A 23,189-nucleotide genomic window follows, 5' to 3' on the forward strand; every position below is an offset into this window, starting at 1 on the left:
GGTTTGCGCCGGTTACCAGCGCAGAACCACTGCGCCCCAGGCCAGACCACCGCCAATGGCTTCGGTCACGATCAGATCACCCGGCTTGATCTGTCCGCGCTGCTTGCCCACGGACAGGGCCAATGGGATGGATGCGGCCGACGTGTTTCCGTGATCCTGAACGGTCACAACCACGTTTTCCATCGGCAGGTTCATTTTCTTGGCGGTGCCCTGAATGATGCGGATGTTGGCCTGATGCGGCACGATCCAATCAACGTCCGAACTGCTCAGCCCCGCTCGTTCCAACGCTGTTTCCGCTGTTTTCGTAAGCTTTTCAACGGCATGACGGAAAACCTGATTGCCCTGCATACGCAGATGCCCGGTGGATTGGGTCGAAACACCGCCATCGACATAGAGAAGATCCTTGTAGCGCCCGTCCGAATTCAGGTCGGTTGCCAGAATACCGCGGTCCTCGGCGGTGCCTGTGCCCTTTTGGGCCTCCAGCACCACTGCACCGGCGCCATCGCCGAAAAGAACGCAAGTTGACCGATCGGTCCAATCCATGATCCGTGAGAAAGTCTCGGCCCCGATCACCAGCACGCGTTTGGCCTGACCGGAAACAATCAGCGCATTTGCGTTGGACAGTGCAAAAACGAATCCGGCGCAAACAGCCTGCACGTCAAAGGCAAAACCCTTGGTCATGCCCAGCCGTGCCTGAACCATGGTGGCGGCCGAAGGAAAGGTCAGATCCGCCGTTGAAGTTGCCAGTACGATTGCGTCAATATCATCCGCCGTCAGGCCCGCGTCGGCCAGCGCGGCCTGGGCGGCGTTGGTGGCCAGATCGGATGTCGTCTCGTCCTCGGCTGCAAAATGGCGGCGTTCGATCCCCGAGCGGGTCTTTATCCATTCGTCGGTCGTGTCCAGGGTTTTTTCAAACTCGGAATTGGGAACAACGCGTTCAGGCAAATAATGCCCGACACCTACTACAACTGAACGGCCTGCCATTTTCCGGTACTGCCTTTTTTGTTATTTATCTGTTTGCGGCGCTGATTGCGCGGCATCTTGTGCAAGCTGGGCAGTGGATGCAACCCGCGCAGCCAATTTTTCGGAAAAGCCGGACTGCGCCAGGGTGAAGGCCAGTTTGATCGCGGCTGACACGCCTGTTGCGTCAGCGCCGCCGTGGGATTTCACCACGGTGCCGTTCAGCCCCAGAAACACGCCACCATTCACGCGTCGCGGGTCGATCCGTTTCTTCAAACGGTTCAGTGACGTGATAGCCAGAATCGAGGCCAATCGGGATAGCGGGGAGTATTTGAACGCCTGCCGCAGCAGGTCACCGATCAGGCTTGCCGTGCCTTCGCCGGTCTTGATCGCGACGTTGCCGGTAAAGCCATCGGTTACAATGACATCCGCCTTGTCACCAGGGATGTCGCTGCCTTCGACAAAACCCACGAAATCGAAATTCGCCTGTTCCGCGAAGCCCGCGATCATCGAGTGCGCCTCTTTCAGTTCGGCGCGTCCCTTGTGTTCTTCGGTGCCGACATTCAGAAGCCCGATCCGAGGGCGGCTCAGGGCCAAACCGTTGCGCGCATAAGAGGCGCCCATCAGGGCGTATTGCAGCAAATCCTTGGCGTCGGCGCGCACATCTGCGCCGACATCCAGCATCACGTTGAACCCCTGAGGGTTGCGCGAGGGCCACAGTATCGCGATGGCCGGCCGGTTCACGCCCGGCAGTTTGCGCAGGCGCATCATCGACAGGGCCATCAGCGCGCCGGTATTGCCGCAGGACACCGCGCCATGGGCTTCGCCCTGGCGTACCGCTTCCAGCGCGGACCACATCGAGGTCTCTTTGCCGTTGCGCACGACCTGACTGGGCTTGTCCTCCATCGTGACCACGCCCGAGCAATCACGAAAAACGACGCGCCCCTCTAGGACGCGCCGTTTGGCGACAAGCTTGCGCAATACCTGTTCGGGCCCGTGCAGCAAGAACCTGATATCCGGGTTCTTGTCGGCCGATTTCGCAAGACCGGCAACAACGACCGAGGGACCTGCGTCCCCACCCATAGCGTCGACCGAGATGGTTATCCGTCCGGCGTGCGTGGGCTGTTCAGTCATGCCTTGGTCTGCGCTCGATCAGGCTTAGGCTGCGTCTTCGTCCAGATCGATTTCATCGGCCTGAGCGACGACTTCGCGATCATCATAGTGGCCGCAGGATGCGCAAACGTGGTGCGGGCGCTTCAGCTCGCCGCAGTTCGGGCATTCGTTCGGGTTTGCAGCAACCAGAGCGTCGTGTGCGCGGCGGTTGTTGCGACGCGACTTGGAAACTTTGTTCTGTTGGACGGCCATGGTCTCAACCTTTGTCTGACTAGGGGTCGCAGAATCGCTGCCGACCCGGGTTTCGTAGTTCGTTTATCGTGGTTTGACGCGCGTTTAGGCGACGGGCCCCGCAATGTCCAACCCAAAATCCGATGAGCGCGCGAAAATACTGCGATTCTCGGTATGTTCAAGCGATTTTTCTGACCGCCTGCTATGACAGGAAATCTGCGCTCTGTCACTCGTCTTTTTTGAGCGTATCGCGCAATCCCGCCAATCCGGCGAAAGGTTTGGCGTCTTCGTCGGTCATCGCCTGTTTTCCGGGTTCTGTATAGTCTGCCTGACCCAGTTCCGCACCCTCCTTGCGCGGATATTGCGGCAGGGCCAGCGACAGCGCCTCGACCATCACCGATGCGGGGTCGATTTCCGGGCCCAAGGGCTCGGATTCGTCATCCTGGGGAATTTCGAACTCGGGTTCATCCGGGTCGGTCCAATCGGCCAGAAAGGTGCGGTGCACGGGAATGTCGATCCGGGTCGTGACCGGCTCGAGCGTCACGACACAGGGTTGGATCACGGTTGCACCGAGTTTGCCGTTGAGAACCCAGTCGCGCTTGCCCTGTGCGCGAAGCTCGCCGGAAAAGCTGAGTTTGCGCAGCCCCAGCAGCCCCAGATCCTGCCTGATCTCATCCAATGCGGCGCTTGCGGGGCGCAGTTCAAAGGGTGTCGGGGCGTTCTGGGGCAGGTCAGCCACCCGAAATGATGTAACGTTGCCCATTCGTGAGCCTTTCTATGTGTTGAACCGTGGCAGCGGTTTCTGTAATCGGATAGAAGCCGCAAGAGGCCAAGGCAAGAGGGTGTGCATGTTGAAGGTAGTGAACCGGTTGAAACCAGCGACGAAATCGCTTGTGTTTGTTGCCTGTCTGGCTGCGGCCGGGGCCTGTACGCCGATCTACAAGAATCACGGCTATGTGCCTCCGGCCGAGGAACTGGCCGAAATCAAAGTGGGCGTCGATACGCGCGACAGCGTGGAAGAAGCCATCGGCGCACCGGGTGCGTCCGGGGTTGTGCGGGATTCGGGCTATTACTATGTCCGCTCGCGGGTGCGCCATTACGGCCCGAAACGACCCGAAGTGGTGGCGCGCGAACTGGTCGCCATCAGCTTTGATCAGCGTGGAGTCGTCAGAAACATCGAGCGTTTTGGCCTGGAAGACGGCATCGTGGTTCCGCTGGAACGCCGTGTGACCGATTCCAACGTTCAGGACAAAGGCTTCCTGCGTCAGCTTTTGGGCAATATCGGCAACTTCAACCCGGCCAATATTCCTGGCTCCAACTGATCGCGCCGGAACCTTGCGTTGGTCACAAGGCGGTCACATGTCTTGTGTTAACGGTGTCGTGCCGACACTCGTGGGTCGGCACCCATGGAGGACGCGACCGTGGCGGCGGCAGTTATGTTGAGAAAGGGGCGCTATCGCGCCCGAATGGCGGAATCGGCCGAGGATATCAGGGCCGCACAAAGCCTGCGGACATTGGCATTCGGCACCCGGCAACCGGACATTGACGATTTCGACACGCAATGCAGCCATGTCCTGGTTGAAGATATGCGATCCGCCGGGCAGTTGGTCTGCTGCTTTCGGATGCTGACAATGGAACATGGCGGTGAAATCGGACGCAGCTATTCAGCACTGTTCTACGACCTGAGCTCGTTGGAAGGGTTCAGTGGCCGCATGGTCGAGATGGGCAGGTTTTGTGTTCATCCGGGCCTGAACGATCCCGACATTCTGCGTGTCGCCTGGGGTGCAATGACGTCCCATGTCGATCAACACAATGTCCAGATGCTGTTTGGATGTTCGTCCTTTGCCGGGACCGAAACCGGGCGATACCTTGATGCCTTTGCGATGCTCAAACATCGCCACCTGGCCCCGAAACGGTGGTTGCCGCGGGTCAAGGCTCCGGACGTGTTCCGTTTCGCCGCACGTCTGCGGCGCCGGCCGGATGCGAAAAAGGCAATGTCGCGCATGCCGCCCCTGTTGCGAACCTATCTGATGATGGGAGGGTGGGTGAGTGATCACGCGGTTGTGGATCGCCACATGAACACGTTGCATGTGTTTACCGGGCTTGAAATCGGGGCGATCCCTCCGGCCCGAAAACGCCTGCTGCGGGCATTGGCCGGTTAAGATGAGTATTTCCGAAAAGGTGAGGACAGGGCGTTGACGCAGTGTGGCCGCCGGTTTAGCTGGCGGGCATGGCGAGAATTCCTTTGTTGCAGATGTCCGGCATATCCCTGACTTTCGGGGGCGAACCGGTGTTTTCCGAACTGGATCTGGTGGTACAGCCCGGTGACCGCGTGGCGCTGGTTGGGCGCAACGGGTCGGGCAAATCCACGCTGATGAAAGTGATGGCCGGCCTGGTCGAGGCTGACCGCGGTGAAATTGTCGTGCCGCCCGGAAAATCCGTGGGCTATATGGAGCAGGACCCGACGATGGAGGGCTTTGCCACCCTGGGCGACTATGCGTCGAGCGGGTTGGAGCCGGGTGAGCTCTACAAGGTTGAACGGGCTGGTGCGGGGCTGAAATTCGATCCTGCGCGCCCAGTTGAGACTGCTTCGGGTGGTGAGCGGCGGCGGGCGGCACTGGCCAAGCTGATGGCCGAGGCACCGGACCTGATGCTGCTGGACGAACCGACCAACCATCTGGATATCGAAGCCATCGCGTGGCTGGAGCGCGAGCTTGGGTCGACCCGAGCGACGTTTGTGCTGATCTCGCACGATCGGGCCTTTTTGCGGGCACTGACGCGGGCGACACTGTGGATTGATCGGGGCGCGGTTCGACGGCAGGAGCAAGGTTTTGACGCGTTCGAAGTCTGGCGGGACAAGATCTGGGAAGAAGAAGACCAGCAGCGTCACAAGCTGAACCGTCTGATCAAGTCCGAGGCCAAGTGGGCGGTTGAGGGTATCAGCGCGCGGCGCAAACGCAATCAAGGCCGGGTGCGGGCCCTACAGGCGTTGCGGGCCGAAAAGGCGGCACAGATCAAGCGTCAGGGTTCCGCTGCGATGACGCTGGAGGCCGGGCCAAAATCGGGCCGCAAGGTGATCGAGGCCAAAGGGCTGGCCAAAGGGTTCGGCGACAAGCAGATCGTTCGGAATTTTGATCTGCTGGTGCAGCGCGGTGATCGTGTGGCCTTTGTCGGACCGAACGGGGTTGGCAAGACGACCTTGCTGAAGATGCTTCTGGGGCAGGTGGAGCCGGACGAAGGTTCGGTGTCGCTGGGTACCAATCTTGAGGTCGCGGTGTTCGATCAGACCCGTGCGCAACTGGACCCCGAGATGAGCTTGTGGGACAGCCTGACCGGCGACCCGGATATGCGGGTTTCCGGCAAGGCCGATCAGGTGATGGTTGGCGGGCAGCCCAAACATGTCGTGGGCTATCTCAAGGAATTCCTGTTTGACGAGCGGCAGGCAAGGGCGGCTGTCAAATCCTTGTCGGGTGGGGAAAAGGCACGGTTGCTGCTGGCCAAGTTGATGGCGAAATCTTCCAACCTTCTGGTGCTGGACGAACCGACCAACGATCTGGATGTCGAAACGCTGGATCTGTTGCAGGAGCTGCTGGACGACTACGATGGAACGGTTCTGCTGGTCAGCCACGACCGGGATTTTCTGGACCGCGTTGCAACGACGACCATCGCGATGGAAGGCAACGGGCGGGCGACCGTCTATGCCGGCGGCTGGTCCGACTATATTGCGCAGCGGGGCGAAGTTTCCGAGAAAAAAGACATCAAAACAAAGCCATCCAAGCCGAAGGTGAAGCAGGAAGCAAAAGCCAGGTCGGGATTGTCCTTTTCCGAAAAGCACCGGCTGGAAAAGCTGCCGGCCGAGATTGAACGGCTGGAGGCCGAGATTGCAAAGCTCGAAGAATTGATGTCCGACCCCGAGCTGTTTACCCGCGAGCCGGTCAAGTTCCAGAAAGCGACCGAGGCGCTTGTCGAACGGCAAGACAAGTTGTCGGCGGCCGAAGAGGAATGGCTGACACTGGAAGAGAAAGCCCAGGCTGAGTAGACGCCAACTGCGCCCGCCTTATCAAACGGCGCGGAAAAAGCTGCTCAAGACCGGAGTTCGCCTGCTGCTTCGGTTTTGCCGGGGACCGGATCAGCGGATCCGCGTCAATTCGTTCAGCTTGCTTCGGCTGCGAACCCGTCGAGCATTTTTATGCAACTGGCGAGATGAAGCGCGTTCAAATGCGTCTGCGACGGTTCGCGGCTGTTCCAAATTGCATGGAAGGCAACGACACCGGGATGTGTCGCAACCACATTGGGGTCGTTTTGGGTGCATTCTTCTTCGGTGCAGGCGATGACACTTTTGAGTTCGGCGCGGTCAAAATCCACCCTTGCCCGGGCGCGCGCCCCCTTGGGGACACGTTTACCCGGCGCTGCCTGAAAAAAAACAGGCGCTGCGCCTCGTGATCAAGGCCCTGGCGGATTGGGGGAAAAGCAGGGTTATCGGTGGGCGCGTACAGGCCGGGCAGGGTTTCCAGCGACGGTCTCGCCGGCGGGAACGTCTTTTGTCACCACACTGCCCGCTCCGATGATGGCATTGTTACCGATCGTAACGCCCGGCATGATGATCGCGGCCCCGCCGATCCAGACGTTTTCGCCGATCCTGACCGGGTGGGCGATTTCGAGCCCCCGAGCCCGCAACGCAGGATCTTTCGCGTGTTCGGCGCAATAGATCTGCACCGCAGGCCCAAGCATCGTGTCATTCCCAATCGTCACCGGCGCGGTGTCGAGCACGACACAGCCTGCGTTGAAAAACACGCGGTCTCCCAACGACAGGTTTATTCCGTAGGCACAGTGAAACGGAGCCTCGAGAAAGCAATCCCGTCCAACTACTGCGAACAGGGCTGCCAGTTCCGGCGCGATGGCCCCACGGGCATCCGGCGGGCATGTGTTATGGGCATGAACGGCCCGGCGCGCTTCGGCGCGAAGCGCATCCAGTTCCGGGTCAAGGCAGCAATACCATTCACCCGCTTCCATTTTCTGCCGCTCGGTCATGAGCCCCGGTTTAGCGCATACGCAGGGCACCGTCGATGCGGATGACCTCACCGTTCAGATAGCCCATCTCGACGATGAAGCCGGCCAGTCTTCCGAATTCTTGCGGATCGCCAAGGCGGGCAGGGTTCGGGACGTCGGCGGCAAGCTGTTGTTGCACCTCTTCGGGCAGGCCCGCCAGCATCGGGGTCATGAAAATGCCCGGCGCGATGGTCATGACGCGAATGCCGGTCGAGACCAGGTCGCGGGCCATCGGCAGCGTCATGCCCACGACACCGCCTTTCGAGGCCGCATAGGCCGCCTGACCCTTTTGCCCGTCAAACGCAGCGATCGAGGCGGTGTTGATGATCACCCCGCGTGCCCCATCTGGTTCGGGTTCATTCTTTGCCATTTCGACAGCGGCCAGCCGGGACACGTTGAAGGTGCCAACCAGATTGATGTTGATCGTACGCTGGAAAGCATCCAGAGGGTGAGGGCCATCCTTGCCGACAGTCTTAATACCATAGGCGATACCTGCACAATTCACCGTGGCCGTGATCTTGCCCATCTTGTCCATGCCATGGCGCACGGCTGCGGCCACCGACTCTTCGTCGGTCACATCCGTTTGCGCGAAATTCCCGCCAATCTCGGCGGCGACCTGTGCGCCGCGATCTGCGTCACGATCCAGAATGGTGACCTGCGCGCCTTCCGAGGCGAAGTGGCGTGCCGTGGCTTCGCCCAGACCGGACGCGCCTCCGGTAATGAGGGCGGCAGTGGTGGACAGGTGCATGGTGAACTCCTCCCAAGGATATGAACACTTGTTCAATAACTGCATTTTGGGGCCAGAGTCCACAAAATTGAGAAAGCAGGAACTTGGTTGGCGGGTAGGGTCCTTGGCCCCGATGTTTCGGCCGATCCTCAACAATACTTAATGCCGACTTCACGAAAACGCGCCTGTTCGTGAGTGAAGAACTCGGCGCCTTTGTGTGTTTTTCCGCCAGGAGGATCTGTTATGGTAATAAGTACGAAACACATACTGGGTGCAGTTGTCGCTGTGCCTGTTTTTGGAATGGTGATGGTTGGCGATGCTGCTGCCGCACCGGAAACCTGCAACTGGAAAACGGCTCGAAATCTTGCCAACGCAGGGGACTATGCCGGGTTGTGCGATTGTGTGCAGGTAACCCCGAGCTTTCTGGACAGGCTTCAAAAGCGGGCCGACTTTGAAACAACCTTGAGTGTAACCGGGGCGCAATGCCCGGGGCTGGCCGCGTTGCTGACGGATTTGCCGACGGCAAGCCTGTCTGGTTCCGCAGAAAATCGGGGTGAAAGCCGCGGCTCTGAACCCGGTGGGTCTGGATTCGCCGATGCTGGTGGAACTGTCGGAGGCGGTGAAAGTGGCCCCAGCGGCGCGTCTGAAGAAAGCGAAAACAATGGAGGCGGCCAGTCCGGCGGTGGAGGAAGTGAATCCGGCGGCGGAAGTGAATCTGGCGGTGGAGGTGACTCCGGCGGTGGAGGTGAATCCGGTGGCGGTGGCGAATCCGGTGGCGGTGATGAATCCGGCGGTGGAGGTGAATCCGGTGGCGGTGGTGAATCCGGCGGTGGTGAAGGCAAAGGCGAAGGTAAAGGCGGCAAGGGTAAAGGTGGTGGTAAGGGCAACAACGGCCATGGCAATGGCGGTGAAGGCAGCAGCCCGGGCCGCGGTCATAACGCCAACAATGACGAAAGTGGCGACCGGCCCGGTCGTGGCGGCGGAAAAGAACGCAGATAAGCACGGCTTACTGAATGAAAAACGGCCACCCGTTTGGGTGGCCGTTGCAGTTTCGTGTCTTTCAGCCTTGCCGGGTCAGCCCAGTTGAACCAGCGCGTGGCGCTTTTTGCCTGCGCTCAGCTTGATCGGCGAAGACAGGGCATTTGCGTCAATCATCAGCCCGGCATCGGTCAGTGGCGCGTCGTCCAGCTTGGCACCGTTTTCGGCGATCAGGCGCTTGGCCTCTTTGCCGGATTTGGCGAGGCCGGATTTGACGATGATCTGCACGATGGACATGCCGTCACCCAGTTCGGCCTCGCTGAGGGTCAGGGTCGGAAGATCCCCGCCCACGCCACCCTTTTCGAAGACTTCGCGCGCAGTGGCTTCGGCGTTCGCCGCGGCCTGCGCACCATGGGCCAGAGTTGTCACCTCGTTGGCAAGACGGATCTTGGCCTCGTTGATCTCGGACCCTTGCAGCGCGCCCAGACGATCGCACTCGTCCACCGGCATTTCGGTGTATAGCTTCAGGAACCGCCCGACATCCGCGTCGGTCGTGTTGCGCCAGAATTGCCAGAACTCGTAGGGCGAACGCATGTCAGCGTTCAGCCAGACCGCGCCATCCTGAGATTTCCCCATTTTCTTGCCGTCGCTGGTGGTCAGCAGGGGTGAGGTCAGGCCGTAGATCTCGTGGTCCAGCACGCGGCGGGTCAGGTCGATCCCGTTGACGATATTGCCCCACTGGTCGCTGCCGCCCATCTGAAGCAAGCAACCATAGCGGCGGTTCAGTTCCAGGAAGTCATAGGCCTGTAGGATCATGTAGTTGAATTCGAGAAAGGACAGTGATTGTTCACGGTCCAGTCGGGATTTCACCGATTCAAAGCTCAGCATCCGGTTGACCGAGAAATGACGCCCGATGTCGCGCAGGAAATCGAGGTAGTTCAGGTCGTCCAGCCACTCGGCATTGTTCAGCATCAACGCTTTGTTCTCGGCCTCTGTGTCATAGTCGATATAAGCCGAGAACACTTTTTTGATGCCCGCGATGTTTTCGTCGATCTGTTCGGGCCCCAGCAGGGGGCGTTCATCCGCGCGGAACGAAGGGTCGCCAACCTTTGTGGTTCCGCCGCCCATCAGGGTTATCGGCTGGTGACCGGTTTTCTGGAACCAGCGCAGCATCATGATCTGGATCAGGCTGCCCACATGCAACGACTTGGCCGTGGCATCAAAGCCGATATAGGCCGGTTTGCACCCACTGATCAGCGCGTCGTCAAGGCCCTGATAATCGGTGCAGTCGGCGAGAAAACCGCGCTCGATCATCGTGGCGATGAAATCCGATTTGGGGTGGTAGGTCATATCGTGCCCTTTGGGTTAATGTTGCGGGGCACTGTATAGGCGGCAGCGCGTGGGAGGAAAAGCCACCTTTTCACCTCGGGCGCGGGGTGCGGTGGAGGGTGTCGATCGAGACACGCGCCTTGAGAAAAAAAATGCCGGGCCGGTCCGGAACGCTTGCCTTTGCGCCCCAACAGAAGGCACGTTGACCGGGCTGCAACCCAAAGGTGAAATTCCGGACCCGGAGGCGGCGAAAGACACAGCCAATTCAGGAGGCAGGCTTGGGCCAGACCATCGCGAAATACGGAAAGCTCCGGGCTTTGGGCGCAATGTCCGGCACATCCATGGACGGGGTTGATGCCGCGGTGGTGGAAACCGACGGGCATTCGATTTACGGGTTTGGGGACAGTGGATACCGCGCCTATTCGGATGCCGAACGCGACGTGTTGCGTGCCGCGCTGGGCCAGTGGCACGGACCCCAGGTCGATGCGGCGGCAGAGATGGTGACAATCGCACATGCCGAAGCACTGTCCGAGTTCGAGGATGTGGATCTGATCGGCTTTCACGGGCAAACGCTGGCGCATGAGCCGCGCGGGCGCGGGACCTTGCAGGTCGGTGACGGGCTGGGGCTGGCGCAGGCCCTTGGGCGCCCGGTGGTCTGGGATTTCCGCAGCGACGATGTGGCGATGGGTGGCGAGGGGGCTCCGCTTGCGCCCTTCTTTCATTTCGCCTGTGCCAAATGGTTCGGCGCGGACCGGCCGCTGTGTTTCCTGAACCTGGGCGGGGTCGGCAACCTGACCTATGTGGATCCGGCGTTCGAAGGCCCCGAAGCGCCCGGAGCGTTGCTGGCCTTTGATACAGGCCCGGCCAATGCGCCGGTCGATGATCTGATGCAGGCCCGGCTGGGGCTTCCGATGGACCGCGACGGGGCACTTGCGCGCGATGGAACGGTGGAAATGGGCGCGCTGGAGCTGTTTCTGGCCGAGCCGTATTTTTCCCGCATGCCGCCGAAATCCCTGGACCGGAACGATTTTTCGGAAATGATTGGTTTGGTCAAGGAGCTCAATGACGCTGACGCGGTGGCGACTCTGACCGGTATGTGCGCCGCAGCTGTTGTGCAGGGGATGGAGCACTGTCCGAAACCTCCGTCCTGTGTGTTGGTCACCGGGGGCGGCAGGCGCAACCCGGTGCTGATGGAGATGTTGCGCGTGTCGCTGGATTGCCCGGTCGAACCGGTTGAGGCGGTGGGGCTGGACGGCGACATGCTTGAGGCGCAGGCGTTTGCCTATCTGGCGGTGCGCGTCGCGCGAGGGTTGCCGACCTCTTGTCCTGGAACCACCGGCGTTCAGGCGCTTGTCGGTGGCGGGGTCGTCAGTACGGTGTCGATGGACCCGGTCGGATAACCCGATCCGAAAACAGTTCAAAAAAACAACTCTTTGTGCGACGATTGCCCAGACAGATGGATCAGGGGCATGGCAGTATGGCGACCAAGGCAGAGCTTGAGGCCGAGTTGGAGAAGTTGCGAAAGCGGAATGCGACGTTGGAGGCGCAGGCCGAAAAGGAAGCGGGTTCCGAAGGTTCACCTGAGGGCACCAAATCGTCGGATGAAATCCGGCAACTGCTGGAAGACCACGGGATCGACCTGAGCCAGGTTCAGTCCTTGGGACATGACGTTGTCGAGGAGTTCGGTCGGCTTCAGAAAGACTATCCGATCACGGCGTTGCTGATTGCGTTTTCGCTTGGGTACGTCGTCGGGCGCGCGCAGGGCTAGGAGGCGGGTTATGAGCAGACTGAGCAAGAACCTGGTTACGATCTATCGGACCGAACGTTTGATTGCGCGCCGCCGTCTTGGGGTGGTTCAGCAGCAGACTATTCTGATGGGCATCGCGGGCATCGCGGCATTGTCGGCGGTGGTTCTTTTGAATGTTTCCTTGTTCCTGGCGCTTCAAAGCTCGATGTCACCAGCATCGGCGGCGGCGCTGTTGGCCTTTGGAAACATCGTTTTCGCCGGGCTTATGGTGCTGATTGCAAAACGCCGAAATATCGACGACGAAGTCGCACCGGCCGTCGAGGTGCGCGATATGGCCATAGCGGATATTGAAGACGAATTGGAGGAGATGACCGCAGAGGCCAAAGAGGTCGTGCAGGCGGTCAAGAGCATTGGATCGAACCCTTTGGGATCGGCAGCGACGCTGCTGGTGCCGCTGATCAATTTGTTGATCAAAAGCCGAAGCGACAAATAGAGGCGCAACCCGAAGGTTCATCGACACACCGGAGCGCCCTTGCGGCGGGCTGTGTCAAAATGGAAATGCCCGACGTGATAGCGGTCGGCGTCCGGGCCAAGCACGGTTCCAAATATGCCGCAGGCGCCTTCGTGCAGCTTTCGCAAAACAGCGCCTTGCGCGTTGTTCCATCCGTCCCGGACCGTGATCTGTGTTCCGTCCTTTAGAACAAAGGTCGATATGTCGATCGCCTTTCCGCGCGCATGTTCCGAGATGCGTGAACGCGGGTGGTTGTTCTGGGTCTTGCAGGCATAGTGGCCAACGATCCGCATCCCCTTCAGCCCGCCGCCCATATCGGCAAAGGCTGGCTTGGCCGTGTTTTCGATCCACGTTTTCAGCGTGACCGCTGTCTGGCAATCCATCAATGAGAATTGGCTGAGTGCGATATCAGAGATTTTGTAAACGCGAACCGGGTTCGTGATCCCGCATCCGCGGGCCTTTCCCGCGACGGGCTTGCGTGTTTCGCCCAGAATGGTCCAGTCGCCGCACACGGCGCCCCGCGCCTGCATTCGTTCACGGCCCGCTTCGAATTGCCGAAACTTGCAGGGTCGCAGGGCAGGACGCCTGGAAACCAGCACCGCAGGTTCGGCTGTCACGGTCGGGTCAGCATCTTCAGCCGTTTCTTCCCCGATCAGCTCTGGCGCAGTCAGATCGGATGCAAGACGGGCCTCGGCGCAAGCGGGCTCTGCGCTGGCGAATGCTGCGCTTTGACACAAGAACAAGACAGTCAGCAGGACCTGTTTCATTCTTACTCGTTACTCCGTCGCCTGTGGCTGCGTGTACAGAATGATCAATGGGCAACCGTCTGTAAACTGACCTTTTCAGGGATCGTTATGTAAACATTCACGCCTTGGGGATATCGAAGCCCGGTGCAGCCAGTTCGAACCCCTCGAACTGGAAACCGGGCGAGACCGTGCAACTGACCAGCGTGTAATCACCCGTGCTGCGGGCGGCTTGCCAATGGCTTTCCGGGACGATCAATTGTGGTGCGCCAGAGGAAAGATCGGGGGTCAGCACATGTTCGGTGGCGGGGCCTTGGTCCATTGCGCTGAGCGACAGGACAAGCGGCGCGCCGGCATGGTACAGCCAGATCTCGGTTGCATCGACGCGGTGCCAGTGGCTGCTTTCGCCTTTCTGCAACAGGAAGTAGATGCAGGTGCCGGTGGGGCGACCTTCGTTTTCGGCGCGCCATGTCTCGGCGTACCAACCACCTTCGGGATGCCGTTGCAGGTTCAAGCGTTCGATAATCTCTTGTGCGGTCATGTGGTTCCTCGTGTTTGGGTGCGATTATGCACGGGCCGGTGTGATCCGCTATGGTATTCATGCGTCCGAGGGATATGTTTACGGCATGACCCTGAAAATCCCCTTCGATAACTCCTATGCCCGTCTGCCGGATGCGTTCTTTGCACGGCAGTCACCGGTTCCCGTGCGCGCGCCAAGGATGATTGCGTTCAACGATGATCTGGCCAAGTTGCTGCGGATTTCGCCCGGAGATGTCGAGGACATGGCCGAAGCCTTTGCGGGAAACAGTATTCCCGAAGGTGCCGAGCCAATCGCACAGCTTTATTCCGGGCATCAGTTCGGGCAGTACAACCCGCAGTTGGGCGACGGACGTGCGGTGTTGCTGGGCGAGACGGTCGGAACGGACGGGGTGCGCCGGGACATCCAGCTGAAAGGTTCGGGCCCTACGCCGTTTTCCCGCCGGGGCGATGGCCGGGCCTGGCTGGGGCCGGTGCTGCGGGAATATGTGGTATCCGAGGCGATGCATGCCCTGGGCATTCCGACCACACGTGCCTTGGCAGCGGTGGAAACCGGCGAGACCGTCTTTCGCGAAGCTCCGATGCCCGGAGCTGTTCTGACCCGGGTTGCATCCAGTCATCTGCGGGTGGGGACATTTCAGGTTTTTGCCGCGCGTGGGCAGATGGACAGCCTGAAGCGCCTGACGGACTATGCCATTGCGCGGCATTATCCCAAGGCAGAAGGGCCGATGGGCCTGTTACGTTCGGTGCGCGATGCGCAGGCCGGTTTGATTGCACAGTGGATGAGCGTGGGGTTCATCCATGGCGTGATGAATACCGACAACTGCTCGATCGCGGGCGAGACCATTGACTATGGCCCATGTGCGTTCATGGATACGTATCACCCCAACACCGTCTACAGCTCGATTGACCGGATGGGTCGTTATGCCTATTCGAACCAGCCCGATATCGCGGTGTGGAACCTCGCGCAGTTGGCAACGTCCTTGATCCAGCAGATGGACGACAAAGAGGCCGCCGTGGAAGAGGCGACCGAGATCGTCCACGCGATGCCGGACCTGCTGCAACAGAACTGGTTGTCCCGGTTCCGGGCGAAGATCGGACTGGCAACCGCAGACGAGGGCGATCAGGAACTGATCACCGATCTTCTGAAGCGCATGGCCGAGGGGCAGGCGGATTTCACCAATACCTTCCGGGCGCTGGGCGGCGGCACGGCGCGGGATCAGTTCCTTGACCCGGCAGCGTTTGACACCTGGGAAAAAGACTGGCGCGCACGGTTGGCGCACGAAGCGACGCCACAGGAGGTGATGGCCGCCGCAAACCCTGCATTCATTCCGCGCAATCACCGGATCGAACAGATGATCCAGGCGGCGGTGCAGGGCGACTATGCGCCCTTCGACCGGTTGAACGCTGTGTTGGCACGACCGTACGAGGATCAGGGGGATGCGGAAGAACTGAGGCGTCCTCCGGCCGAAAATGAGGTGGTTCATGCGACATTCTGCGGGACATAACGCGCAGCCCGCGTCTATTTCCGCAGGATTTCCAACACCGCAGCGCTGACGATCAGGGTGGCGCCCAGAAATTCCCGCAGGCCAAATGGTTCTCCTGACAGGGCGGCGGCCGACGCGATGCCAACGACAACCTCGCTCATCAGCAGCAGGCCGACCTTTGCGGGGGACAGCTTGGTTGCTGGCCAGATGGTCATGTAGATCATCGGCAGGACATAAAAGGCCGACAGCAGCGCGTATCCCGCTATGCGGATCGACTCTTCGCTTGTGATGTTCGGCAGGGTTTGGCCCCCAAGCATCAGCAGGCTGACAAGCGACAGCAACAACGCGCCAATCACAAAGGCAAAAACCTGACCCGAGATGGTCATGTTGCCAGCCTTGTACAGGCCCAGTGTGCCCAATGCCCAGCATATGCCCGATGCCAGCGCCAGCCAGTCGCCCAAGTTCTGCGGCCATGGCACGAATCCGGCGCCTCCGAGCACGACAAACAGCCCGCCAAGCCCGCAGATCAGGCCCGCTAGGCGCATCAGGCTCAGGCGTTCTTTCAGAAATACGACGCCCAGAATCGTGCCCCAGATCGGAGTGAGATAGAACAACAGGATCGAGCGGACGACGTCGGTGTAGACAAGGCTGATCGAATACAGGCTGAATGCAGCCCCTGTGAACATCCCGCTGAGCATCAAATCGCGCCATTGCCGGGCCAGCATGCGTCTGTCGGGCCAGACAAAGGGGATCAACGCAATCAGGGCCGCGCAGTACATTGCGATCCCTGACCAGGGGCCGGTCAGGCCCTGATCGTAGAAAAACCGCACCGGAATCCAATAAAGGCCCCACAGCGCGCCGCCTGTCACCAAAACCATACTGGCCCGGGTGCTGTTGTCGGGTTGGGTCTGGCTCAGGCTCATGCGGGCCCCCCTTTTGCTGCGATGCGTTGTCGTCACCGCATCGGGATAGAGCGTTGCAGGGCCGGGGATCAAGCGGAACCTTTGCTTTGATACCAGCCAGGTTTCAATCGCCGAAACAACAGGCAGATTGCCGGGGGCGGGTGGCGTATCGGAATTGTCGCAGCAGGAAACCAAGCAGAGGGGTTGCGCCTCACGTCAGGCATGGCACTTTAGGGTCAATTCATTTGGTCACGCGTTCATGCCAACTTCGTCCACGCTGCGTATCGCAAGCTACAACATCCAGAAATGCGTCGGGTTGGATTTCCGGCGTCAACCCCAACGTATTCTGCAAGTCATCGAAAACATGAAAGCGGATATCGTGGTGTTGCAGGAGGCTGACAAGCGCCTGCCGCCCCGTCCGGCCGCGCTGCCGCATTTCATGTTGGACGAGGCGGGATGGCAGATCGTCGATCTGGGCGGCGCGGGCAGTCTGGGCTGGCACGGCAACGCGGTGATCTGGCGCGGAGAGGGGATCTCGGTCCGCCGAAAAGGGCATCACGAGTTGCCGGGGCTGGAGCCGCGCGGGGCGGTTCGGGTCGAGTTCGACACCCATATCGGGCCATTGCGCGTGATGGGTATGCATCTGGGGCTTCTGCCAGCGTCGCGGAGACAGCAGATTTTGCACATTCGGCGGAACGACTGGGATATGGACCAGATGCCGACAGTTTGGGCCGGTGACTTCAACGAGTGGTCACGTCAGCCAGTTCTGGATCACCTGGTCCCCGAAATGCGGTTTCTGCCCCCCAGACCAAGTTTTCCCGCCGCGCAGCCCCTGGGCGCGCTGGATCGGATCGCGCTGGGCAGCGGAATACAGGCCGTGGCGCACGGTGTTCACGACACACGTCCCGCGCATATTGCATCTGATCACCTGCCGGTCTGGGCCGATCTGACGCGCGCCAGATCAGAAGGTCGCAAAAGGTGAAATCCCTGTAGCGAAACCTGCGCAGACATATTAAGACAGACACCCGAGCAAGTCTGAGGGGCATCATGTCGGAAACGATTATTGGGCGTTGTGAAGCCAAGGGGCTGCGCATGACCGGTCAAAGAAGGGTCATCGCGCAGGTGCTGGAACAGAGCGACGACCACCCGGATGTCGAGGAACTCTATGCGCGGGCGTCTGCCGTGGACAAAGGCATTTCCATTGCAACGGTCTATCGCACGGTCAAACTGTTCGAAGAGGCTGGTATTCTGGAACGCCTTGAGTTCGGCGACGGACGGGCCCGGTACGAGGACGCCGAGCGCGATCATCACGACCACCTGATCGACATGCAGTCAGGAGAGGTTATCGAATTCGTCGACCCCGAGATCGAAGCCCTGCAGGAAAGAATCGCCGCCAAGCTTGGGTACAAGCTGAAGGGGCACCGGTTGGAGCTGTATGGCGTCCCGCTGGAAAAGGACTGACCCATCACAAAACGCGATTGATCCGCTCACTTTAATTCATCAGGCGTGACGGGAATTGTCTTGCCAGATGCCGTTGGTTGAGGTTGTTGTGCATCTACAGGCACCAGATGTGCCCTTTCCAACGGACGCGCAAATGAACAACGTAAACGGCATCCTGCTGCTCATCGGGTCGATGGCGGCCTTTGCACTTGAGGACATGTTCATCAAGCTCCTGTCCGGCTCTGTGCCGACAGGGCAGATCATGGTGTTTCTGGGCGTGTTTTGCGGGCTCGTGTTCGCCACGATGTCAGTGGTCACCCGAAAGCGGATCTTTGACCCCGTGGCATGGAAAACCCTGCCATTGATCCGCGCTGCGACCGAAGGCTTTGGCGCGGTGGCGTTCGTGACGGCGTTGTCTCTGATCGACCTGTCCACCGTTGCGGCCGTGTTTCAGGCCATGCCGCTGGTCGTCACCATGGGTGCGGCCCTGTTCCTTGGAGAGCAGGTCGGCTGGCGCCGCTGGAGCGCGATCGGCGTCGGCTTTGTCGGTGTTCTGATGATCATCCGCCCGGGGATGGAGGGCTTTCGGCCGGAATCCCTGTTTGTGGTGTTGTCCGTGGTCGCCATTGCGGCGCGCGATCTGATCACCCGCAAGCTGGACCCACGCGTGCCCTCATCCGTCGTTGCGATGCAGGCCTATATTGCGGTGGCTGTGGCCGGCCTGGTTCTGATGGTCATGTCCGGGGCATCCTTCGTGCCGGTTCAAGCCGGTCAAACAGGCCCTTATGCGGGGGCGATCGGATTTGGCGTGCTGGGCTATTACGGCATTGTCACTGCGATGAGGGTGGGCGAAGCCTCGGCCCTGATGCCGTTCCGGTACACGCGTCTGGTGTTTTCGATCCTTGCTGGAATGCTGGTGTTCGGTGAACGCCCTGATGCGCTGACAATGGCGGGGGCGACCCTGATCATCGGTTCGGGTCTTTATACCTTTGTCCGCGAACGGCGTCTGGCGCGGGAACTGGCACCCGCCTGACCCTGTTGGCGCAAACAACGAATTGTTAGCCCTAAATGTCCGGGAATATGCGTGTTAGCGTTAACGGAACCGGTTTACTTTTGGCCGGTTGCTGCTATGACGCGTGCAACCGACCGCAGTCACAGGGACAGGCTTCATGAGCACCATCATCGACATCCACGCACGCGAAATTCTGGACAGCCGGGGCAATCCGACAGTCGAAGTTGACGTGATTCTGGAAGACGGCACCATGGGCCGCGCTGCCGTGCCCTCGGGCGCGTCCACCGGTGCCTATGAGGCGGTTGAAAAACGCGATGGCGACAAGGCGCGCTATATGGGCAAAGGCGTTCTGGAAGCCGTCGCCGCCGTGAACGGCGAGATTGCCGAAGAACTGGTAGGCTTTGACGCGACCGAGCAGGTGGCTATTGACCAGGCCATGATCGAGCTGGACGGCACCGAAAACAAAGGCCGTCTGGGTGCGAACGCTATCCTGGGTGTCTCGCTGGCCACGGCGAAGGCGGCGGCGGATTTCACCACCCAGCCTCTGTATCGCTATGTGGGCGGCACCGCGGCGCGGGTTCTGCCGGTGCCGATGATGAACATCATCAACGGTGGCGAACATGCCGACAACCCGATCGACATTCAGGAATTCATGATCATGCCGACCGCCGCCGCGAACATTCGCGAAGCGGTGCGCATGGGGTCCGAGGTGTTCCATACGCTGAAAAAGGAACTGTCAGGCGCAGGTCTGGCGACCGGTGTGGGTGATGAGGGCGGTTTCGCCCCCAACATCGCCTCGACCCGTGAAGCATTGGATTTCATTCTGAAATCCATCGAAAAGGCGGGCTACAAGCCGGGTGAGGAAATCCACCTGGCGCTCGATTGCGCGGCGACCGAGTATTACAAAGACGGCAAATATGTTCTGTCGGGTGAGGGCACGACCCTGACATCCGAGGAAAACGCGGCTTATCTGTCTGCGCTGGTCAATGACTATCCGATCATCTCGATCGAAGACGGCATGTCCGAAGATGACTGGGATGGCTGGAAGGCCCTGACCGATGCCATCGGCGACAAGGTGCAACTGGTTGGTGATGATCTGTTCGTGACCAACCCGGAACGTCTGGCCGAAGGGATCGAACGTGGCTGTGCGAACTCGATGCTGGTCAAGGTGAACCAGATCGGCTCGCTGACGGAAACCCTGCGCGCCGTCGATATGGCACACCGCGCGCGCTACACCAACGTGATGTCGCACCGTTCGGGCGAGACCGAGGACGCGACCATTGCCGATCTGGCGGTTGCCACCAATTGTGGTCAGATCAAAACCGGCTCGCTTGCACGATCGGACCGGTTGGCGAAATACAACCAGCTGATCCGCATCGAGGAGTCGCTGGGGGAAGTGGCCGAATACGCCGGCGCGTCGATCCTGAAATAAGCATGGAATTGGGGGCCAACGGCCCCCATTTTTCAAAGTCCGGTCTCTGATCCGTCAAGCGGTCGTTCCGCCGCCCGCGCCGTAACCCCTGTGATTGATCAATTGGTGTTGTTGACCCTTCGGACCTCTTGGATTCAAGCGTTTAATGGGCCTTGAACCAGCATCTTCCGGACGATCCCGGTGAAAGTTGCGGCGGGAAACATGGCTTCAGCTGATATCCACCCTTGATTGAACCTTTCTGGTTCGATCCTTCTTTGGGTTTAAGATTGCCGGGCCTGCTTGCAGTTGAAGTTGAAAGTTTTCGAAGAAATCTTCGATCTTTTTGCGAAAGAGGCGTGATCCGGATTGCGCAATCATTTCAATGGTTTTTGTTCTGCAGGCGTCTTGCACTAGCCTTTTTGTATCAAAAAAGAATGCAAAAATCACATTATGTGTGAACTTGTTACTAAGTAAATCACAGCCACGTGATCTAATCTGGATGCATTGCAGAAAGGAGACCACGATGTCTGTATCCAAATTCCTTCTGGTAATCGCAGCAGCTTCTGTCACAGTTCTTTCCGCCTGCGCGGGTCCGGGAACCTACCCAATTACCGGAGACCCGGTCTCGGTGAATGACCCGGTACAGGACATGAACCCGGCCAATATCTTCCGCGGCGAGTCTCGTTAAAGCAACTTGCTCATCAGCATATATCTGTCGCGTGGTTTGAACCCGGTGCGCAGATAGATTTTCTGAGCGGCTTCGTTGTGTCGGTCGACTTCCAGATGAAGGGCAGTCAGCCCGGCTTCGGACAAAGCTTTGGGCAGTGCCAGCAGAACTTCGGTCGCGATGCCGCGGCCGCGAACAGCGGGTCGGATATAGATTTCGTCCACGAAACCGTCCATCCCGCCGAATTCGACGGACCAGCCGAAGGTCAAAATGATGTAGCCCAACGGCGCCCGTCCGGGGCCGATCAGATAGACACAGCCATGGGGAATACCCTCGAGCAGGGGTGTCAGAGCATTTCGGGTCTGGTCCGGGTCTTGCGTCAATCCGGCCTCGGTATGGAAGGCGGTGACCAGTGCCATCAGACGATCCAGGTCTTCGGGGCGCGCCAGGCGCAGGGCGGCGCTCATAATCTGGCCAGCCTTTCCGTCAAAAGATTGAAGAAGCCGTCGGCGTCGATTTCCCCAATGAACAGCGCATTGGGCGCGCGGTCGGTTACGCCCCACCAATCGGCGACGGTCATGCCCATTGTCAGCTCGGACTGGGTTTCAATCTCGACATTCACATGACGGCCTGAAAACAGCTCGGGCCGGATCAGATAGGCGGTCACGCAAGGGTCGTGCAAAGGCGCACCCGCGCTGCCGTATTTTTCCTTGTCGAACCTCTCAAAGAAATCGGTCATCTCGGCCACAGCGAGTCCGACTTTGTTTCCCAGAGCACGGAAAGCATCATTGCGGGGTTTGGTGACCAGCGCCTTATGCGTGACATCCAACGGCATGACCACAATCGGCCTTCCGGATTTGAAAACGATATCAGCAGCTTCCGGGTCGACATGAATGTTGAACTCAGCTGTCGGGGTGATGTTCCCGACCTCGAAATACGCTCCGCCCATCAGAACGATTTCCTGTACCCGGTCCACAATGTCCGGAGCCTTGCTGAACGCGGTTGCGATATTTGTCAGTGGCCCCAGCGGGCAAAGGGTTACCGTGTCCGGTTCTTCAGCGCGCAGGGTGTCGATGATGAAATCCACCGCGTGCCCCTCGGCCAGCGGCATCTGCGGATCGGGCAGGTCCGGGCCATCCAGACCTGTCTTGCCATGCACATGCTCGGCCGTGACCAGCGGGCGGTTCAACGGTCTGTCGCAGCCCGCATAAACAGGTGTGTCGGTCCGGCCCGCCAGTTCGCACACGATCCGAGCGTTCTTGGCGGTCAACTCCAGGGGCACGTTGCCTGCGACCGCCGTGATGCCAAGAACCTCGATGTCCTCCGGGCTGGCCAGCGCCAGCAGGATGGCGACGGCATCGTCCTGTCCGGGATCGGTGTCGATGATGATCTTGCGAGGGGGCATGGGCGTCTCCGGTGGTCGTGAAGGTGGGACACTCGCAAGTGTCGGGTGCCTTGTCTACCCGTTTCTGGGTGCGGCTATGACTTCAACCGGCGGGAGTTTGCCGTTGGCGCGATGCTCTTCGGTTTTGACCTCGTCCCAGAGCGCATCCATCTCGGTCAGGTCGCTTTGCGAGGGGGTCTTTCCCCGTTCGGCCAGCCGGGCCTCGACCTGTTCAAAGCGACGGGTGAACTTGGCATTGGTGCGGCGCAGCGCAGCTTCGGGTTCGATACCCAGGTGGCGGCCCAGATTGACCATCACGAACAGCAGATCGCCGAATTCATCCTCAAGCGCGTCCGCGTCCATCTTGTCACGCGCCTCTTCCAGTTCAGCGGCTTCTTCGGTGATCTTGGCCAGTACGTGGCTGGCGTCGGGCCAGTCGAACCCTACGCGCGCGGCCCGTTTTTGCAGTTTATGCGCCCGCAACAGGGCTGGCAGGTTGGCGGCCACCCCGTCCAGCGCGCCTTTCTGTTCCTTGCCTGCACGTTCGGCGGCCTTGATGGCTTCCCAGTCCTTGGTCTGCTGTTCGGCGGATTTGTCGCGGGATTCGTCACCGAAGACGTGCGGATGCCGGGCCACCATCTTGTCGGACATGGTGCGAACCACGTCCTGAAAGGTGAAATATCCCGCCTCTTCCGCCATTTGAGCGTGAAAGACGGATTGGAACAGCAGATCGCCCAGCTCGCCCTTCAACTCGTCCCAGGCTTCACGCTCGATGGCGTCGGCGACCTCATAGGCCTCTTCGATCGTATAGGGCGCGATGGTGGCGAAATCCTGTTCGATATCCCACGGGCAGCCGGTTTGGGGATCCCGCAGGCGGCGCATGATTTCCAGCAGGCGTTCGATCCCTGCGTCACTGTCATGGATCAGAGGATTATCGGCCATTGCGAACCCTTTCATTCCG

Annotated in this window: 27 protein-coding genes; 13 read left to right on the forward strand and 14 right to left on the reverse strand. The window is 59.9% G+C overall.

What is annotated here, in order from left to right; genetic code table 11:
• Positions 1 to 12: 12 nt before the first annotated feature.
• From GOW04_RS02805 to GOW04_RS02820, 4 genes are all read right to left on the reverse strand, one after another.
• Complete coding sequence (locus GOW04_RS02805; protein WP_171167758.1) at positions 13 to 984, reverse strand: beta-ketoacyl-ACP synthase III; 972 nt, start codon at positions 982 to 984, stop codon at positions 13 to 15.
• A 21-nt stretch (positions 985 to 1,005) separates the two neighbouring features.
• Positions 1,006 to 2,094 carry a phosphate acyltransferase PlsX gene (plsX, locus tag GOW04_RS02810; RefSeq protein WP_171231483.1) on the reverse strand — a complete coding sequence of 363 codons (1,089 nt, stop codon included), beginning with the start codon at positions 2,092 to 2,094 and terminating at the stop codon, positions 1,006 to 1,008.
• 24 nt (positions 2,095 to 2,118) lie between these two features.
• Entirely contained in the window at positions 2,119 to 2,325 is a 207-nt protein-coding gene (gene rpmF / locus GOW04_RS02815; protein WP_008756996.1) for a 50S ribosomal protein L32, read from the reverse strand.
• A gap of 205 nt (positions 2,326 to 2,530) precedes the next feature.
• On the reverse strand, positions 2,531 to 3,067 hold the full coding sequence (locus GOW04_RS02820; protein WP_171231484.1) for a DUF177 domain-containing protein: 537 nt from the start codon (positions 3,065 to 3,067) through the stop codon (positions 2,531 to 2,533).
• 85 nt (positions 3,068 to 3,152) lie between these two features.
• Here GOW04_RS02820 and GOW04_RS02825 point away from each other — a divergent pair, with 85 nt between their 5' ends.
• The 3 genes from GOW04_RS02825 (at position 3,153) to GOW04_RS02835 (ending at position 6,343) form a co-directional block, all read left to right on the forward strand.
• Positions 3,153 to 3,626, forward strand: a complete 474-nt coding sequence (locus GOW04_RS02825) for an outer membrane protein assembly factor BamE (protein WP_152458230.1) — start codon at positions 3,153 to 3,155, stop codon at positions 3,624 to 3,626.
• An 84-nt stretch (positions 3,627 to 3,710) separates the two neighbouring features.
• Positions 3,711 to 4,466 (forward strand): GNAT family N-acetyltransferase, encoded by a 756-nt coding sequence (locus tag GOW04_RS02830; protein WP_171231485.1) that lies wholly within the window; start codon positions 3,711 to 3,713, stop codon positions 4,464 to 4,466.
• A 68-nt stretch (positions 4,467 to 4,534) separates the two neighbouring features.
• Entirely contained in the window at positions 4,535 to 6,343 is a 1,809-nt protein-coding gene (locus GOW04_RS02835) for an ABC-F family ATP-binding cassette domain-containing protein (protein WP_254430052.1), read from the forward strand.
• Positions 6,344 to 6,456: 113 nt separating this feature from the next.
• Here the strand turns inward: GOW04_RS02835 and GOW04_RS02840 are convergent, their stop codons facing one another.
• The 3 genes from GOW04_RS02840 to GOW04_RS02850 form a co-directional block, all read right to left on the reverse strand.
• Positions 6,457 to 6,669 carry a hypothetical protein gene (locus GOW04_RS02840; protein ID WP_171231487.1) on the reverse strand — a complete coding sequence of 71 codons (213 nt, stop codon included), beginning with the start codon at positions 6,667 to 6,669 and terminating at the stop codon, positions 6,457 to 6,459.
• 111 nt (positions 6,670 to 6,780) lie between these two features.
• On the reverse strand, positions 6,781 to 7,335 hold the full coding sequence (locus GOW04_RS02845) for a sugar O-acetyltransferase (protein ID WP_171231488.1): 555 nt from the start codon (positions 7,333 to 7,335) through the stop codon (positions 6,781 to 6,783).
• A gap of 10 nt (positions 7,336 to 7,345) precedes the next feature.
• A complete protein-coding gene (locus tag GOW04_RS02850; protein WP_171231489.1) occupies positions 7,346 to 8,101 on the reverse strand; it encodes a 3-hydroxyacyl-CoA dehydrogenase in 756 nt (251 codons plus the stop codon).
• Between the two features lie 574 nt (positions 8,102 to 8,675).
• Here GOW04_RS02850 and GOW04_RS02855 point away from each other — a divergent pair.
• Positions 8,676 to 9,167 (forward strand): hypothetical protein, encoded by a 492-nt coding sequence (locus GOW04_RS02855; protein WP_171204900.1) that lies wholly within the window; start codon positions 8,676 to 8,678, stop codon positions 9,165 to 9,167.
• On the opposite strand, the gene tyrS is transcribed toward GOW04_RS02855, so the two are convergent.
• Entirely contained in the window at positions 9,155 to 10,408 is a 1,254-nt protein-coding gene (gene tyrS, locus GOW04_RS02860; RefSeq protein ID WP_171115528.1) for a tyrosine--tRNA ligase, read from the reverse strand. The two genes, GOW04_RS02855 and tyrS, sit on opposite strands and share 13 nt — an antisense overlap.
• Positions 10,409 to 10,713: 305 nt before the next feature.
• On the opposite strand from tyrS, the gene GOW04_RS02865 reads away from it, so the two are divergent.
• From GOW04_RS02865 to GOW04_RS02875, 3 genes are all read left to right on the forward strand, one after another.
• Positions 10,714 to 11,787 carry an anhydro-N-acetylmuramic acid kinase gene (locus tag GOW04_RS02865; RefSeq protein WP_371814367.1) on the forward strand — a complete coding sequence of 358 codons (1,074 nt, stop codon included), beginning with the start codon at positions 10,714 to 10,716 and terminating at the stop codon, positions 11,785 to 11,787.
• Between the two features lie 77 nt (positions 11,788 to 11,864).
• Positions 11,865 to 12,155 (forward strand): hypothetical protein, encoded by a 291-nt coding sequence (locus tag GOW04_RS02870; RefSeq protein WP_171231492.1) that lies wholly within the window; start codon positions 11,865 to 11,867, stop codon positions 12,153 to 12,155.
• 10 nt (positions 12,156 to 12,165) lie between these two features.
• The gene (locus GOW04_RS02875; RefSeq protein WP_171231493.1) at positions 12,166 to 12,627 is read left to right on the forward strand and encodes a hypothetical protein; all 462 of its coding nucleotides are present in this window, start codon (positions 12,166 to 12,168) and stop codon (positions 12,625 to 12,627) included.
• Between the two features lie 17 nt (positions 12,628 to 12,644).
• On the opposite strand, the gene GOW04_RS02880 is transcribed toward GOW04_RS02875, so the two are convergent.
• Positions 12,645 to 13,412: an extensin family protein gene (locus GOW04_RS02880; RefSeq protein ID WP_171231494.1), complete on the reverse strand. Its 768-nt coding sequence runs from the start codon at positions 13,410 to 13,412 to the stop codon at positions 12,645 to 12,647.
• Positions 13,413 to 13,509: 97 nt separating this feature from the next.
• A complete protein-coding gene (locus GOW04_RS02885; protein WP_171231495.1) occupies positions 13,510 to 13,929 on the reverse strand; it encodes a cupin domain-containing protein in 420 nt (139 codons plus the stop codon).
• 85 nt (positions 13,930 to 14,014) lie between these two features.
• Between GOW04_RS02885 and GOW04_RS02890 the strand changes: the two genes are divergently transcribed.
• Positions 14,015 to 15,433, forward strand: a complete 1,419-nt coding sequence (locus tag GOW04_RS02890) for a YdiU family protein (protein WP_171232027.1) — start codon at positions 14,015 to 14,017, stop codon at positions 15,431 to 15,433.
• Positions 15,434 to 15,447: 14 nt separating this feature from the next.
• Here GOW04_RS02890 and GOW04_RS02895 read toward each other — a convergent pair whose 3' ends face one another.
• The gene (locus GOW04_RS02895; protein ID WP_171231496.1) at positions 15,448 to 16,335 is read right to left on the reverse strand and encodes a DMT family transporter; all 888 of its coding nucleotides are present in this window, start codon (positions 16,333 to 16,335) and stop codon (positions 15,448 to 15,450) included.
• 238 nt (positions 16,336 to 16,573) lie between these two features.
• Here GOW04_RS02895 and GOW04_RS02900 point away from each other — a divergent pair, with 238 nt between their 5' ends.
• From GOW04_RS02900 to GOW04_RS02920, 5 genes are all read left to right on the forward strand, one after another.
• Positions 16,574 to 17,296, forward strand: a complete 723-nt coding sequence (locus GOW04_RS02900) for an endonuclease/exonuclease/phosphatase family protein (RefSeq protein ID WP_152458217.1) — start codon at positions 16,574 to 16,576, stop codon at positions 17,294 to 17,296.
• Between the two features lie 65 nt (positions 17,297 to 17,361).
• Positions 17,362 to 17,775 carry a Fur family transcriptional regulator gene (locus GOW04_RS02905; RefSeq protein ID WP_152458216.1) on the forward strand — a complete coding sequence of 138 codons (414 nt, stop codon included), beginning with the start codon at positions 17,362 to 17,364 and terminating at the stop codon, positions 17,773 to 17,775.
• Positions 17,776 to 17,908: 133 nt separating this feature from the next.
• Positions 17,909 to 18,787 carry a DMT family transporter gene (locus GOW04_RS02910; RefSeq protein ID WP_171231497.1) on the forward strand — a complete coding sequence of 293 codons (879 nt, stop codon included), beginning with the start codon at positions 17,909 to 17,911 and terminating at the stop codon, positions 18,785 to 18,787.
• A 136-nt stretch (positions 18,788 to 18,923) separates the two neighbouring features.
• The gene (eno, locus tag GOW04_RS02915) at positions 18,924 to 20,198 is read left to right on the forward strand and encodes a phosphopyruvate hydratase (RefSeq protein WP_171231498.1); all 1,275 of its coding nucleotides are present in this window, start codon (positions 18,924 to 18,926) and stop codon (positions 20,196 to 20,198) included.
• A 502-nt stretch (positions 20,199 to 20,700) separates the two neighbouring features.
• The gene (locus GOW04_RS02920) at positions 20,701 to 20,865 is read left to right on the forward strand and encodes a hypothetical protein (protein WP_171231499.1); all 165 of its coding nucleotides are present in this window, start codon (positions 20,701 to 20,703) and stop codon (positions 20,863 to 20,865) included.
• Here the strand turns inward: GOW04_RS02920 and GOW04_RS02925 are convergent.
• From GOW04_RS02925 to mazG, 3 genes are read right to left on the reverse strand one after another with little or no spacing between them, the layout of a single operon-like run.
• Positions 20,862 to 21,311, reverse strand: coding sequence for an N-acetyltransferase (locus GOW04_RS02925; protein ID WP_152458213.1), 450 nt, complete (start codon positions 21,309 to 21,311; stop codon positions 20,862 to 20,864). The two genes, GOW04_RS02920 and GOW04_RS02925, sit on opposite strands and share 4 nt — an antisense overlap.
• Positions 21,308 to 22,249, reverse strand: coding sequence for a nucleoside hydrolase (locus GOW04_RS02930; RefSeq protein ID WP_171231500.1), 942 nt, complete (start codon positions 22,247 to 22,249; stop codon positions 21,308 to 21,310). The genes GOW04_RS02925 and GOW04_RS02930 overlap by 4 nt, the downstream gene beginning before the upstream one ends.
• 54 nt (positions 22,250 to 22,303) lie before the next feature.
• A complete protein-coding gene (gene mazG / locus GOW04_RS02935) occupies positions 22,304 to 23,170 on the reverse strand; it encodes a nucleoside triphosphate pyrophosphohydrolase (RefSeq protein ID WP_171232028.1) in 867 nt (288 codons plus the stop codon).
• Positions 23,171 to 23,189 lie beyond the last annotated feature (19 nt).

Origin of the sequence: Ruegeria sp. HKCCA4812 (genome assembly GCF_013034245.1) — a bacterium.
Lineage (GTDB): Bacteria > Pseudomonadota > Alphaproteobacteria > Rhodobacterales > Rhodobacteraceae > Ruegeria.

Coding starts and splice junctions, on each gene's coding strand:
- mazG (WP_171232028.1), bottom strand. CDS start 23,170: ATGGCCGATAATCCTCTGATCCATGACAGTGACGCAGGGATCGAACGC.
- GOW04_RS02885 (WP_171231495.1), bottom strand. CDS start 13,929: ATGACCGCACAAGAGATTATCGAACGCTTGAACCTGCAACGGCATCCC.
- eno (WP_171231498.1), top strand. CDS start 18,924: ATGAGCACCATCATCGACATCCACGCACGCGAAATTCTGGACAGCCGG.
- plsX (WP_171231483.1), bottom strand. CDS start 2,094: ATGACTGAACAGCCCACGCACGCCGGACGGATAACCATCTCGGTCGAC.
- GOW04_RS02910 (WP_171231497.1), top strand. CDS start 17,909: ATGAACAACGTAAACGGCATCCTGCTGCTCATCGGGTCGATGGCGGCC.
- GOW04_RS02805 (WP_171167758.1), bottom strand. CDS start 984: ATGGCAGGCCGTTCAGTTGTAGTAGGTGTCGGGCATTATTTGCCTGAA.
- GOW04_RS02900 (WP_152458217.1), top strand. CDS start 16,574: ATGCCAACTTCGTCCACGCTGCGTATCGCAAGCTACAACATCCAGAAA.
- GOW04_RS02920 (WP_171231499.1), top strand. CDS start 20,701: ATGTCTGTATCCAAATTCCTTCTGGTAATCGCAGCAGCTTCTGTCACA.
- GOW04_RS02890 (WP_171232027.1), top strand. CDS start 14,015: ATGACCCTGAAAATCCCCTTCGATAACTCCTATGCCCGTCTGCCGGAT.
- GOW04_RS02825 (WP_152458230.1), top strand. CDS start 3,153: ATGTTGAAGGTAGTGAACCGGTTGAAACCAGCGACGAAATCGCTTGTG.
- GOW04_RS02850 (WP_171231489.1), bottom strand. CDS start 8,101: ATGCACCTGTCCACCACTGCCGCCCTCATTACCGGAGGCGCGTCCGGT.
- GOW04_RS02930 (WP_171231500.1), bottom strand. CDS start 22,249: ATGCCCCCTCGCAAGATCATCATCGACACCGATCCCGGACAGGACGAT.
- GOW04_RS02855 (WP_171204900.1), top strand. CDS start 8,676: ATGCTGGTGGAACTGTCGGAGGCGGTGAAAGTGGCCCCAGCGGCGCGT.
- GOW04_RS02820 (WP_171231484.1), bottom strand. CDS start 3,067: ATGGGCAACGTTACATCATTTCGGGTGGCTGACCTGCCCCAGAACGCC.
- GOW04_RS02845 (WP_171231488.1), bottom strand. CDS start 7,335: ATGACCGAGCGGCAGAAAATGGAAGCGGGTGAATGGTATTGCTGCCTT.
- GOW04_RS02875 (WP_171231493.1), top strand. CDS start 12,166: ATGAGCAGACTGAGCAAGAACCTGGTTACGATCTATCGGACCGAACGT.
- GOW04_RS02880 (WP_171231494.1), bottom strand. CDS start 13,412: ATGAAACAGGTCCTGCTGACTGTCTTGTTCTTGTGTCAAAGCGCAGCA.
- GOW04_RS02865 (WP_371814367.1), top strand. CDS start 10,714: ATGTCCGGCACATCCATGGACGGGGTTGATGCCGCGGTGGTGGAAACC.
- GOW04_RS02870 (WP_171231492.1), top strand. CDS start 11,865: ATGGCGACCAAGGCAGAGCTTGAGGCCGAGTTGGAGAAGTTGCGAAAG.
- GOW04_RS02895 (WP_171231496.1), bottom strand. CDS start 16,335: ATGAGCCTGAGCCAGACCCAACCCGACAACAGCACCCGGGCCAGTATG.
- GOW04_RS02830 (WP_171231485.1), top strand. CDS start 3,711: ATGGAGGACGCGACCGTGGCGGCGGCAGTTATGTTGAGAAAGGGGCGC.
- GOW04_RS02925 (WP_152458213.1), bottom strand. CDS start 21,311: ATGAGCGCCGCCCTGCGCCTGGCGCGCCCCGAAGACCTGGATCGTCTG.
- GOW04_RS02835 (WP_254430052.1), top strand. CDS start 4,535: ATGGCGAGAATTCCTTTGTTGCAGATGTCCGGCATATCCCTGACTTTC.
- GOW04_RS02905 (WP_152458216.1), top strand. CDS start 17,362: ATGTCGGAAACGATTATTGGGCGTTGTGAAGCCAAGGGGCTGCGCATG.
- tyrS (WP_171115528.1), bottom strand. CDS start 10,408: ATGACCTACCACCCCAAATCGGATTTCATCGCCACGATGATCGAGCGC.
- rpmF (WP_008756996.1), bottom strand. CDS start 2,325: ATGGCCGTCCAACAGAACAAAGTTTCCAAGTCGCGTCGCAACAACCGC.